The sequence below is a fragment of the Bacillus sp. FJAT-29937 genome (assembly GCF_001509555.1).
Lineage (GTDB): Bacteria > Bacillota > Bacilli > Bacillales > Cytobacillaceae > Cytobacillus.
Window position 1 is genome coordinate 412743 of record NZ_LMAS01000002.1, and the last position, 13238, is coordinate 425980.

Sequence of the window (13238 nt, forward strand, 5' to 3'; positions counted from 1 at the left end):
ACGATTTGGCTTTTTGTTTTCTATTTAAAATAATCCTTTTCAAGAGTTTCGATATTCTTTAGGCTAAGTTCTGCCCAAGGGGAGGCATCTTCTTTAAGATCCTTTATCATTTTATCTAATGCCTCTCTTAACGAAGCTGTAAATTCAGGGATTTCACCGTCAAATGGTTTAACCATTTGTTTAGGGACATTTGTTTGTTCCCGGTATGCTAAAGCACGGCGTTCATGAAACATTTGAACATGAGCATCTTTAGGATTATGTAAATCACCTTGCATAGGATGCTTAGCCACCGCTAGAACCCGTACAAGAAAATGCTGCGGCCGAATGTCTGTAATTTCTCCGATATATTTTCCTGTTTTATAAATGGCTGTTACCTTATCGCCAACATTTAAATCTGCCATACTGAATTCCCCTTCCTAAATGTACTGTAGTATTCTCATTATGGCTTACCTGCTTGGAAAAACAAAGAAATATGAAGATACCAATCATCTAAGCTGGGGAATGATTACATATTTAAACGAGAATTATCGTCTATGGTGCCCGTCATGGACAAAAAGTGGTCGCTAGGGTCATCAGAAGGTGTCTATGGTGCCCTTCATGCGTTAAAAGCGGTCACCACGGGCATCAATCGGTTTCATTGAGACTATTTAGATTGTGTTAAAAAATAAGAGGCATCCTTCCTCCGGCAAAAAGCTTGGAACACGGTGTAATTGTTTGTTATAATAACATATTGAACCACTGCATTTTTGCAGAAAGGATTGTTGATATGTTGCAATGGTATGTTATGTCCTTGTTTCTATATTTCCCTCAAGATAAATCAGAATATTTTCCTGCTGCCATCAGTTTTACGATATTTTTCATCTTATGCGTTATAACCTTCCGATTCATTTTACGGATTTCAAAACGTGAAGCAATCAAGGCAAAGGAACTTGAGGATCGAATCATGAATCACATAAATAGCACGGAAGAAAAAAACTAACAGAAGCAGGAAATAGCCAAGTCTTTATTGATTTGGTTATTTTTTTTGCTGATAAAATAAGATTTAGGTATAACCTGCCAAATAATTGATTATGAAAAGGCCGATATGGTGATACTAATGGAAGAATTTGTTTGATAGGAGTTTTTTTAACATGAAAAAGGCTTGGTTATTACTTCCCTTTTTTATTTTATCAGGATGTGGGGAAGAAGAGATCAGAAATCTGGATGTTGAAATGTTTAATGCAGTAGGGGACTCCCTAGGAACGATTAAGATAGAGGAACAGACAAAAGGAGTCAAACTATTTTTAGATTTAGAAGGCTTACCTCCAGGTGAGCATGCCATGCATATTCATGATACTGGAAAATGTGAACCCCCAGATTTCAAGTCAGCGGGAAATCATTTTAACCCAGAAGATAAGGAGCACGGTCTGCTTCATCCTAAAGGATCTCATGCTGGTGATCTTCCAAACCTCATTGTAGGAGAGGATGGAAAGGCAAAGGATGAAATTATGGCCCCACAGGTCTCACTTAAGGAAGGCAAACAATCATTATTAACGAAAGACGGGACCTCCATTGTGATTCATGATGGCAAGGATGATGGGATGACACAGCCGGCTGGTGATTCCGGTGATCGGATCGCATGCGGGCCTATTTCAAAGGATAAGAAGAAGAAATAGAAATAAATAAGACCTTTCCGGATAATGGGAAAGGTCTTTCTTCGTATTGAAGTTCCCTTTGACGTTTTACAATATGTTATATTCTCTTTATAGAGCATGATAAACCTTTTTCCAGGGAGGGTAAAATATGTCATATTCGCTAATCGTTCAAGAGTTATTTAATAGAAACCATTTTCAAAAAGCAGAAGTGATCGCAGGTCATGGCGGGATCCTGAATACTATTAAGTGGGTTCATATACTGGAATCGAAAGAGATAGGCACATTAATTAAGGGAAATGAATTAATATTAACAACGGGAATTCAACTAACATCCGAAGATACTCTATTAAATTTTTTAGAACAGTTGATTACAAAAGAAGCAGCCGCTTTATGTATTGAATTGGGTGAACATATCAAATCTGTTCCAAATAGTGTAATTGAGTTGGCTAATCGGCATAATTTACCGATTATTGTGTTTAATGAAATCGTTCCATTTATTGAAATAACACAAGAAATACATAGCTTGTTAATTAATCAACAATATGAAATGATCAAACGGCTAGAAAATTATTCACAAGAAATTAATAAATTAACTTTGAAAATAACTCATTATGAACATATCCTCATGAAGCTTTATAAATATTTAAACATGAACGTTGCATTTATCATTAATGGGCAACAGTCATTATTTATTCCAAATGAAAAACATCAGATATATGAGAACTTAAGGGATCAATACGAACAAAAAGGGGAAGGAAGTCATTTTGCCAAATGTGAAGTAATTATATTAGAGGAAAGTTATGGGGAAGTATGTATTTTCACGAAGAACCGAACAATAAATGAGTTTGAATTATTAATACTAGATAGAACGGTTACGGCCTTATCGCAATATTTGCTGCGCAGTCTGTATATAGAAGAAAAACAAAACATTCACTCCCGCCTATTGCTAGAGTCTTGGTTAGATGGAACAGTTGAAGATTCTGTCATTACTAGTTTCCTACAGGAACAGGGTTTTCATAATTTATTAAATTGCTCATACTTTGTATTAGTCGAACAAATAAATAATACAAAAAAAGGATATGATTTAAATTATTATAAATTATATTCCCGCAATATTTTTGAAAATAAAGGGTTCGTTTTATTTTTATTAGAGGAAAAGCAAAGGCTGATTTATATTATTGCAGATATAATTGGACATGATATTAAACCTCGTATAATAGAATGTATAGAGAAAATCAGAAACTTTAGAAAGAATAATAATTATATCAATCTATCGGTCACTACTGCCGTTGGCCAGATTATGAATGATTATAAATTAGTGCATCAAAGCTGTGAAACTGCACGTGATACGTTATTAATCCGCAATAACGCTTTTCATCTATCTTATTTCTATGAAGATCTTTTCACACATCAATTAGTTCTGCAAATGCAAAAAAACAAAGCCATTATGGATTTAGCTAAAAAATATTTAAAGCCCCTCTATGACTACGATGCAAAAAATAATGGTCAGCTGATTGAAACGCTACAAGCTTATCTTCAATGTAATTGTCTAAAAAATGAGACTGCCAAGAAGCTATTTATTGTCCGCCAAACTTTATATCATCGCTTATCCAAAATTGAAAGTTTAATAGGAAGTGATTATACGCTTCCGCCAAAGCGCCTAGCTGTTGAATTGATGCTGCTCGCAACTCAATATAACTTCCAGATTACAGACTCTGAAAGTCTGAATTAAAGCATAGTTCTAAAATATAAATTTTGAATCTTCAGTAAAGATCGATTTGCCAAATTCTAATCAAGGCTTTGACCTAACGGTGATTCCATTAAGAAGTGTCAATGTGTGAAACAGTATTTAGTTATCATTTAACATTATGTCAGATGATAACTATGATATTAAGCGTCACAATTAAGACAGAAGAAACAATTTTCTAAAGGAGTGACTCAAATGGAGAAGGTTCATTTGACTGAAAGTTTAGTCACAAAGGATGAGAAATATCTTTGGAATTCAATGAAGCCATATAATCCGCAAGCTACAACTATTATTCAAAAAGCGAAAGGAGCTTGGCTGACGGATATCGAGGGGAATCGTTATCTAGATGCGATGGCAGGTTTATGGTGTGTAAACGTTGGTTATGGAAGGGAAGAGATTGCAAAGGCTGCGTATGACCAGCTCCTTGAGAACAATTATACTCCCTTAACCGTTAGTCATCCTTCCGCGATTTTACTTGCCGAGAAAATCAGTGATTTATTGGGCGGGGATTACGTTGTATTTTTCTCGAATAGCGGCTCAGAAGCGAATGAAACAGCCTTTAAAATTGCTCGCCAGTATTACCAGCAAAAAGGACAAGGAACGCGTTATAAAATTGTTTCGCGTTATCGCGCCTATCACGGAAACTCAATGGGCGCTCTCGCGGCAACAGGGCAAGCAGAACGGAAATACAAATACGAACCGTTATCACCAGGATTTATTCATGTAAAAGCGCCGGATCAATACCGTTACAATGAGGATGGATATAAGAATGCCGCTGATTTACCATCTGTTAAAGCAGTAGACGAAATCATGACATGGGAACATTCTGAAACGATAGCTGCCATGATCATGGAACCGATTATTACGGGCGGAGGGGTCATTATGCCTCCAGATGATTATTTAAAAGGTGTAAAAGAAGTTTGCGAGAAACACGGCGCCCTATTAATAGTAGATGAAGTAATCTGCGGATTCGGTCGTACAGGAAAGGCCTTCGGGCATCAAAATTATGGAGTGCAGCCTGACATTGTCACAATGGCAAAGGGGCTTACAAGCGCATACATGCCACTATCTGCAACAGCTGTGAAGAGAGAAATATATGACGAGTTTACTAGAAACGGAAACTATGACTTTTTCCGTCATGTTAATACATTTGGCGGCTCTCCCGCAGCATGTGCAGTTGCACTGAAAAACCTAGAAATTATGGAACAAGAAAATTTATTTGAACAGTCTTCAATTATGGGAGAGATTTTAGTAACTGAATTAAAAGATAAACTATCACACTGCCCTTATGTTGGAGATATTCGCGGCAAAGGATTGCTTATCGGAATTGAGCTAGTAGAAGATCGCAGCACGAAAAAACCATTCCCTGTAGAGAAAGTCAATCAAGTCATTGCGAAATGTAAAGAACAAGGGCTGATTATTGGGAAAAACGGTGTGACAGTTGCAGGTTATAACAATATATTAGCACTGTCACCACCATTAAATATTACCTTGGAGGAAAAGGATTTCATTGTTGCAAGATTAGTGCAAGCAATTGAAACTTTATAAGTGCACTTCCCAAAATAGTAGAATCGCTGCTTCATACTCGAAAGGAGACTAAGAAGATGACAAACATTACTGAAGTGAAAGAACTTACACATTTTATAGGGGGGAAAATGACTGCTGGAAAAAGCGGGCGGTACTCCAATGTATTCAATCCTGCTACAGGGGAAGTCATTGCCAAAGTGCCATTAGCTTCCGCGGAGGAAGTGAAGGAAGCAATTGAAAAAGCAGAGGCTGCATTCCCAGCATGGCGTGATATCTCAGTAGCTAAACGGGCAGAGGTTGTAATGAAATTCAGGCACCTGCTAACCGAAAATAAAGATAAATTAATAGAATTAATTTGCACGGAAAGCGGAAAAACAGAAGAAGACGCAATGGGCGAAATTACCCGCGGGATAGAATCTGTGGATTTGGCAATAAATGCTCCTCACTTAATGAAAGGAGAATATTCAGTTAATGTAGGCGGGCAAATTAATGCCTATTCAGCTAAATATCCGCTTGGTGTAGTAACAGCCATCTCTCCATTCAACTTTCCAATCATGGTGCCGCTAGCCCAGACTAGTATGGCAGTCGCGGTTGGAAATGCTGTTATTTTAAAAGCTTCCGAGCGAGTGCCAATGTCAGCTTTATTTATAAGTGAACTATGGAAAGAAGCAGGGCTTCCGGACGGAATTTGGTCAGTTATCAATGGAGATAAAGAGGCGGTTAATGAGCTACTCGAAAATCGAGCCGTACAGGCAGTTTCTTTTGTTGGATCTACACCTGTAGCACAATATATTTATGAAACAAGCGCTAAATATGGGAAACGTGTCGTTGCATTAGGCGGCGGAAAAAATAATATGGTCGTCATGCCGGATGCTGATTTAGAACAAGTAGCGAATGCTTTCATCAGTGCAGGGTATGGGGCTGCTTCCCAACGGTGTATGGCCATCTCCGCATTAATGCCAGTAGGACAAGAAACGGCAGATCGTTTAGCGGAAATTTTAAAAGAAAAGATTGATAACTTAAAAGTAGGGGCTTATACAGAAAAGGTAGATTACGGCCCTGTTATTTCCCAGCAAGCAAAAGAAAACATTTTAAAAGCTATTGATCGCAGTGAAGAAGAAGGGGCGAAAATTATTTGTGATGGCCGTGATAAAGACATTACAAAAAATAGCAAAGGCTTCTTCTTAGCACCAACTTTGCTCGATTATGTAAAACCGGGTATGGAAATTTATAATGAAGAAGTCTTCGGACCCGTTCGTAATATTGTACGTGTAGACACATTAGAGGAAGCGATTAAATTAATCAATCAGCATGAACTAGGAAATGGCGTAACAATTTTTACAAATAATGGGCTGGCAGCTAGAAAATTCACAACTGAAATTGATGTCGGAATGGTCGGTGTCAATGTTCCGATTCCAATACCGGTTGGTTATCATAACTTTGCTGGTTTTAAGGGCTCAAGATTTGGTGAAGGACATATGTTTGGTCCAGAACAAGTAAAGTTTTTCACAAAATCTAAGACAATTTCCGAACGCTGGCTATCAACAAGTGAAGATAGTAGTCTATCATTTGCGTTTCCGAGTAATAATTGAATAGAGTTTGTATTTAAACATTAATAATAACTAGCAAGGAATTGACACAGCGCGATCGGATTGAGTTTGGGCCAATTTCAAAAATAAGAAGAAGTAGAATATATAAGACCTTTCCGGATTATGGGAAAGGTCTTTCTTCAAAGGGAGCGGTAATTGGACAGGAAAGCGTCAATTTTCAAAAAGGTGTCCGACAAAGTGAGTTTATCGGACAGGAAAGCAACAATTTCCAAAAAGTTATCCACAAAGCAGTATTTGGTGAAAGAAAATTGACCACTATCCACAACTTTATCCACTTATTATTCAAATGCCCTCTTCAATCTCTCCAATCCATCCAACAGCATTTCCCGCGGACAAGCGATATTCATGCGAACGAAGCCTTCTCCGCCAAGACCGTATTTTTTCCCTGGTTCTAATGCCAGTTTGCCTTTATATAGTAAGCGATCTCTAATGTCTTCATCGCTTAAATCCAGCTCGCGGCAATTTAACCATAATAAATAGGTGCCCTCAGGTTCCATAACTTTGATCGATGGCAAGTGTTTGTCAATAAAGCTTTTTGCCGTTTCAACGTTTTCATGTAAGTATTCAAGAAGTTCATCCAACCAGCTATTTCCGTGCTTATAAGCGGCTTCCATTCCAATTGCCCCAAAGGTTGGCAATGAAAAGAAACCTTGACGTTGCAGAACTGTTTGAAATTCTTTGCGAAGTTCTTTGTTGGAAATGATAACAGCAGAAGCTTGTAGCCCTGCCAGATTGAATGTTTTTGTTGGCGCAATGCAAGTTATTGTAATCTCATTGAATATGTTATTCAATGAAGCGATTGGAATATGCTTATTTTCTTTAAAAACAAGGTCAGAATGAATTTCATCGGATAGAATTAAACACTGATACTGATGGCAGAGCTCACCGATCTTTTGTAATTCTTCTTTTGTCCATACTCTGCCGCCGGGATTATGTGGATTACATAAAAGGAATAATTTAACTCCCTCTTTTAATCGTTCTTCAAAATCAGCAAAATCGATTTCAAAGCGATTGTTTACTAATTTTAAGGGAGAATTTACTACTTCTCGATTATTTTTCTTAACCATGTCGAAAAAAGGAGCATAGACAGGTGATTGCAGCATCACTTTATCTCCAGGGGCAGTATAGGCCTCAATCGCAGTTGCAATCGAAGGAACGACTCCCAAATTATATAGAATCCATTCATTTTCAATATTCCAGCTGTGTCTATTCTGAAGCCACTGCGTTATGCTATCAGCCGTTGAGGTTGAAGGAAATGTATAGCCGAAAACACCATGATGAACTCGGTCCAGAAGAGCATCTTTCACTTCCGAGGGCGGCGCGAAATCCATATCAGCTACCCACATTGGCAATACCTCGCTCGTTCCAAAGACTTGCTGGGTCATTCCCCATTTAACAGATGAAGTATTTTCCCGATTAATAATTTGATCAAAGTCAAACTTCTTCATTGTATCCCCGCCTTTTCAATCATATGGTCTATATTCTATAATAAAGGATGGATACAAAAAGTAAAAATTTTAAGGTGATTATATGCAAATGCAACAGTTGAACTTACAGTTGGTCAATACAATAGATGAGTGGGATCCTTTTCGTATTGGTGCAGGAAATTATGAGACGGAAATTGCTGATATTGTTCAAGCGGTTCATGATTTAGAAGAGACGAATAAGCTCGCGAGAAAAATTCAGGCTATTTTTGAATTTTCTTTTGAAAAACTTCTCCCGCTTGAGGAGTGCAAGGAAGTGGCAGTACATCTTCTTGCTATTAAGAATGATGGTGTATGCTCGTTATAGAGAATGGTGACTATTTACTTTATGAGTCACCCTTTATAATGAAAAAGGCTTAAATGGGAGTTATGAAAGGCTCATAGAGCTCGTTTTGATAAGCAAGCATTAAAAACTGAAGCTATGGAAGGCTCATAGAGCTCGTTTTGATAAGAAAGCATTAAAAACGGAAGCTATGAAAGGCTCATAGAGCTCGTTTTGATAAGAAAGCATTAAAAACGGAAGCTATGGATGGTTCATAGTGCTTGTTTTCATAGGGAGGCACTCCAAACGGAAGGTATGAAATGATCATAGAGCTCGTTTTGATAAAGAAGCACTCTAAACGGAAGCTATGAAATGATCATAGTGCTCGTTTTGATAAGAAAGCACCCAAAATGGAGGCTATGAAGAATTCATATGGCTCCTTTTCATAGGTAAGCACTTCAAACCGAAGTTATGAAAGGTCCATAGAGCTCATTTTTTACATAAATTGAAATATTCTCCCTCGTTCTACTGCTGAAAGTTAATCCTCGATAAACTCCTTCATATATTGAAAAACCTCCTCGGGTCTCTCCTCTGGAAGAAGGTGGCCGGTTTCTTTTAAAACAATGAGTTTCGAATGATGTAGATCCTTTTGTAACTGTTTGCCTATTTCAAGTGGAACGATTTTATCCTTTTCACCCCAAAGCAATAAGCAAGGCACCTTGATTTTGTTTAAGATATTTGCAGATAAATCACCCTCGCGGTCACGGATTAGCTTTGCCAGGGCTGAGAATATATCTTCTTTTAAAAAAGGGGCTAAATATCCATCAGCCATTTCTTCATCGATGATGGATTGGTTGTAAACAACAAGCTTTAAATTATTTTCCAATCCTGAACGCTCCAGCCACTTCTTAACAATCAAATGAGAAAATGGAAGATAAGTCGCAAGAACAAGCTGGGGCTTTGACTTTTTTAAATAGCCTGAGCTGCAAAGAAGTACAACTTTATCAATAAGGTCTGGACGTAAATGAGCGATGTTTAGGGAAATTTGCCCACCCATTGAATGGCCAAGCAAGATAATCTTATTCAAGTTCATGTTTTCTACGAGTTGAATAACGGTCATTGCCAGATTACGATAGGAATATTTGTAACGGCGAGATTTTCCGCTTTGCCCAAATGGGGGTAAATCAATAGAAATAATATTATATTCATTTATTAAATACGGGATCAGCCGGCGGAAGCTAAAGCTTGAGGAAAGAAAGCCGTGCAGCAGGACAATGGTTTCCTTCGACGAAGGGTGTTGTCGAAAGCTTTCATAGTAAATATTATTTCCATTAATATGTACGACTCGTTTTTCAATAGTATTCTCCATGTTAATCCCCTCAATCAACAGTATACCTTATTTTCACCGAAAGAATTGAAATCAACACACAAAAAAAGGACAACCCAATGGATTGTCACTTCAAAAAGGGGGAATACTAGAAAGCCTTTAAGAGCATCTTGCCCAAAATGCCATGTTTTCAAACATCAAATTTCAAAAAAGTCATATCCAATAAATCTTGCCAATCTTGATTAAATAATAATAGTAATAACGAGCAAAATAGAGAATATCACGACCGAATTAATTGTTTTTGAAAAAAGGCTCAAACTGTGGTATAATTTTTAATTGCGAATAAAAACGATAAAATTAATAGAAATTAGGAGTGTTTCCATGTCTGAAAAAATCGAAGTAGGCAGTGTTATTAAAGGTAAGGTGACAGGAGTTCAACCATATGGTGCGTTCGTTTCACTTAATGAAAATACTCAAGGGCTTGTTCATATTTCTGAGGTTACTCACGGATTTGTTAAGGATATTAATGAACATCTTAAAGTTGGAGATGAAGTAGAAGTTAAAGTTCTTTCTGTTGATGAAGCATCAGGAAAAATAGGATTATCGATCCGTGCTACACAAGAAGCGCCAGCTGAAGCCGAAGTAAAAGCGAAAAAGCCGCGTAAACCTCGTCCAGCAGCTCCAATCCATGTAGAAAGCGATGCGGCACAAGGATTTAATACACTTAAGGATAAGCTTCAAGAGTGGATTGACCAATCTCAACGTGAAGATTTAATTAAGAAATAATAAAAAAATGGAAACCGAGCTTAGCTCGGTTTTTTACTTTTTTTGGCCAGAGCTGAACTGAATATTTGCATTTTCTCTATCGAATAATAACCCTTGTTACAACTAAAAGGGGGAATTTCACATGGCAGAACAAACACAAACACTTTATGATAAAGTCGGCGGAGAAGCGGCAATTGAAAAGGTTGTCGATTACTTTTATTCCGAATTAGTATTAAAGGATCCAACGGTTAGCCACTTTTTTGAGAATACAGATATGGAAAAGCAACGCAAACATCAAACGAAATTTATTAGCTTTGCCTTAGGCGGACCTAATCAATATTCAGGAAATTCGATGGCGAAGGCACATAAAGGGATGAATTTGCAGCCTGCTCATTTTGATGCCATTGCGACTCATCTGGGAGAGGCTCTTTCTCATTTTGGGGTAGATAATGATGAAATCGCTCAGGCTTTAAATAAAGTAAATACGCTTAAAGACGATATTCTCTATCAATAAAGAACAAAAACTCGCCAGTTGGCGAGTTTTTATATTCCTGCTTCTTTCCTAATCTGGTGCTTTTTTAGTCGATATTGCAAGTTTTGTCGGCTCATGCAAATAGATTTTGCGGCTTGGGTAATATTATATTGATGACGCTGTAACACTTTTTCTAAAAAGTTTTTTTCTGCTTCATCCATATAATTTTCCAATGATTTAAATTGGCCGCTTGCTTCATTCTGATGATTTAGATTAATCGGTGCAGCCATATCATTTTTAAATTGCGGCTTATTGCGGAAATGGATTGGCAAATGAAGATAACCAATATGCTCTTCATGAACAATTAAATTCATCGCACCTTCTATAACATGCTCTAGCTCCCGTACATTTCCTGGCCAATCATATTGTTCAAAAACACTTAAAACATGATCGTCAATCCCTTGAACCTTCATGCCAAAAAGGTGATTGTATTTTTCAATAAAGAAGCGGACAAGATCTTGAATGTCCTTCCTTCTATCCCGCAAAGGAGGGATAAATAAAGAAACAACGCTTAATCTGTAATAAAGGTCTTTTCGCAGCCTTCCATCAGCGATCGCATCGATAGGGTCCTCATTTATAGTTGCGATGATCCGGACGTCAACCTTCCGATCCGCTGTGTCTCCGATTCGTCTAACCATTCTTTCCTGCAAAACCCTTAGAAGCTTAGCCTGCAAGGCTGGATTTAGAGAATTGATTTCGTCAAGCAGCAAGGTTCCGCCTTCCGCTTGTTCGAAAAGACCAGGGCGTTCAATCGCACCTGTAAAAGCTCCTTTCTTTGTCCCAAAAAGCAGCCCCTCAATTAAGCTATCAGGCAAGGCTGCACAGTTCTGAGAGATAAATGGCTTTGAAGATCGACTGCTTCCGTTATGAATGCTTTGTGCGAATAGCTCTTTCCCAGTTCCTGTGTCTCCAACAATGAGAACAGATGAACTGGTTCGTGTCGCTCTCTTGCTCGCTTCAATCACATTCTTAATTTCCTCACTGCTTCCGATGATGCTATCGAATGTGTAGCGAGTGTTTCCCTTTTTATTCATATTTTCTCTAATTAGTTTTTCCATTTTCGTTACGTCACGGGCGATTTCCATGGCCCCAATCCGAAAGCTTCCATCTGAAACGGGAAAGGTGTTATTAATCGTTGTTATTTCCTGTCCTTTATTATTAAAGTAAGTTTGCTTAGCATTAATGATTTTCTCCCCGTGAGTTAATGCTCTTAAAAGAGTGCTAGCCTCATCCTTATGAAAGGAGAACACATCCAATAGCTCTTTATCGAGGACATCTGAGTAATCCATCCCCTCCATCTCAGCCATTTTTTTATTATAAATAATCGTTTTTCCTTCATGATCAATGACGTGGACTCCAATATCTATTTCTTTAAGTATCTGTTGAAAAAACTTATTAATTAACTGTAATTGAGCGAGATTTTGATTGTTCATTGATTTGCTCCTTCTTCATCCTTTCCTTCATTTTATGAAAAGAACGGTAGAGGTGCAATGTATTTTTGCTCCTTAATTAGGATAAATAACTGAAAATGCAAAATAATTTTGCTGGTTAGTAAGGAAATCCCACATTTGACGCGGTATACATAATTGGCACACTTCTTGCAAAGATATATGGGAGTAATGATAAAGTATTAAGGGGGAACGAATCATGGTACAAGCATACAAACATGAGCCATTCACGAATTTTAAGTTAGATGAAAACCGTGAGGCATATTTAACAGGATTAAAAACGGTTGAAGGCTATTTAGGAAAAGACTACGATTTAGTCATCGGTGGAGAGCGTATTTCTACTGAGGAAAAAATTGTTTCTTATAATCCCGCAAACAAAGATGAAGTAATTGGTAGCGTATCAAAAGCAAGCCAAGAGCTAGCTGAAAAAGCCATGCAAGCAGCAGTTGAAGCATTCAAAACTTGGAAAAAGGTAAAGCCGGAAATTCGCGCAGACGTTCTTTTCAAAGCAGCAGCAATTATCCGCCGCCGCAAGCATGAATTCTCTGCTCTATTAACGAAAGAAGCAGGAAAGCCATGGAATGAAGCAGATGCAGATACGGCAGAAGCAATTGATTTCTTAGAATATTATGCACGCCAAATGCTTCGTATTAAAGATGGTGTTCCAGTAAACAGCCGTCCAAACGAATTCAACCGTTATGACTATATTCCACTAGGAGTAGGAATCATTATCTCCCCTTGGAACTTCCCGTTAGCGATTATGGCTGGTACAACAGTTGCGGCCATCGTAACAGGAAACACTGTACTACTAAAACCAGCTTCAACAACGCCAATCGTGGCAGCGAAATTCGTTGAAGTAATGGAAGAAGCAGGACTTCCAGCAGGTGTTCTTAACTTCGTTC

13 protein-coding genes are annotated in these 13238 nt (G+C 37.9%); 9 read left to right on the forward strand and 4 right to left on the reverse strand.

Going from position 1 to position 13238, the window contains the following annotated elements:
* Window positions 1–20: 20 nt before the first annotated feature.
* Window positions 21–401: a kinase-associated lipoprotein B gene (locus tag AR328_RS05740; protein WP_066291535.1), complete on the reverse strand. Its 381-nt coding sequence runs from the start codon at window positions 399–401 to the stop codon at window positions 21–23.
* A gap of 365 nt (window positions 402–766) precedes the next feature.
* Here AR328_RS05740 and AR328_RS22985 point away from each other — a divergent pair, with 365 nt between their 5' ends.
* The 5 genes from AR328_RS22985 (at window position 767) to AR328_RS05765 (ending at window position 6500) form a co-directional block, all read left to right on the forward strand.
* Window positions 767–979, forward strand: a complete 213-nt coding sequence (locus AR328_RS22985; protein ID WP_066291956.1) for a hypothetical protein — start codon at window positions 767–769, stop codon at window positions 977–979.
* A 151-nt stretch (window positions 980–1130) separates the two neighbouring features.
* Window positions 1131–1655, forward strand: coding sequence for a superoxide dismutase family protein (locus AR328_RS05750; protein WP_066291536.1), 525 nt, complete (start codon window positions 1131–1133; stop codon window positions 1653–1655).
* 127 nt (window positions 1656–1782) lie between these two features.
* Entirely contained in the window at window positions 1783–3366 is a 1584-nt protein-coding gene (locus AR328_RS05755; RefSeq protein ID WP_066291538.1) for a PucR family transcriptional regulator, read from the forward strand.
* A 210-nt stretch (window positions 3367–3576) separates the two neighbouring features.
* A complete protein-coding gene (locus AR328_RS05760) occupies window positions 3577–4929 on the forward strand; it encodes an aspartate aminotransferase family protein (protein ID WP_066291539.1) in 1353 nt (450 codons plus the stop codon).
* A 56-nt stretch (window positions 4930–4985) separates the two neighbouring features.
* Window positions 4986–6500 (forward strand): CoA-acylating methylmalonate-semialdehyde dehydrogenase, encoded by a 1515-nt coding sequence (locus AR328_RS05765; RefSeq protein WP_066291544.1) that lies wholly within the window; start codon window positions 4986–4988, stop codon window positions 6498–6500.
* Window positions 6501–6796: 296 nt separating this feature from the next.
* Here the strand turns inward: AR328_RS05765 and AR328_RS05770 are convergent, their stop codons facing one another.
* The gene (locus AR328_RS05770) at window positions 6797–7966 is read right to left on the reverse strand and encodes a MalY/PatB family protein (protein WP_066291548.1); all 1170 of its coding nucleotides are present in this window, start codon (window positions 7964–7966) and stop codon (window positions 6797–6799) included.
* Window positions 7967–8054: 88 nt separating this feature from the next.
* Between AR328_RS05770 and AR328_RS05775 the strand changes: the two genes are divergently transcribed.
* Entirely contained in the window at window positions 8055–8309 is a 255-nt protein-coding gene (locus AR328_RS05775) for a DUF1871 family protein (RefSeq protein WP_331457155.1), read from the forward strand.
* A 493-nt stretch (window positions 8310–8802) separates the two neighbouring features.
* On the opposite strand, the gene AR328_RS05780 is transcribed toward AR328_RS05775, so the two are convergent.
* Window positions 8803–9633 (reverse strand): alpha/beta fold hydrolase, encoded by an 831-nt coding sequence (locus AR328_RS05780; RefSeq protein ID WP_066291558.1) that lies wholly within the window; start codon window positions 9631–9633, stop codon window positions 8803–8805.
* 339 nt (window positions 9634–9972) lie between these two features.
* Here AR328_RS05780 and yugI point away from each other — a divergent pair, with 339 nt between their 5' ends.
* Window positions 9973–10377: a S1 domain-containing post-transcriptional regulator GSP13 gene (gene yugI, locus AR328_RS05785; protein ID WP_066291560.1), complete on the forward strand. Its 405-nt coding sequence runs from the start codon at window positions 9973–9975 to the stop codon at window positions 10375–10377.
* Window positions 10378–10498: 121 nt separating this feature from the next.
* Window positions 10499–10870, forward strand: a complete 372-nt coding sequence (locus AR328_RS05790) for a group I truncated hemoglobin (RefSeq protein ID WP_066291567.1) — start codon at window positions 10499–10501, stop codon at window positions 10868–10870.
* A gap of 29 nt (window positions 10871–10899) precedes the next feature.
* Here AR328_RS05790 and AR328_RS05795 read toward each other — a convergent pair whose 3' ends face one another.
* Window positions 10900–12321: a sigma-54 interaction domain-containing protein gene (locus AR328_RS05795; RefSeq protein WP_066291575.1), complete on the reverse strand. Its 1422-nt coding sequence runs from the start codon at window positions 12319–12321 to the stop codon at window positions 10900–10902.
* A gap of 214 nt (window positions 12322–12535) precedes the next feature.
* On the opposite strand from AR328_RS05795, the gene AR328_RS05800 reads away from it, so the two are divergent.
* Window positions 12536–13238, forward strand: a 703-nt coding sequence (locus AR328_RS05800; RefSeq protein WP_156422654.1) for an aldehyde dehydrogenase family protein, incomplete at its 3' end; no start/stop codon positions are given.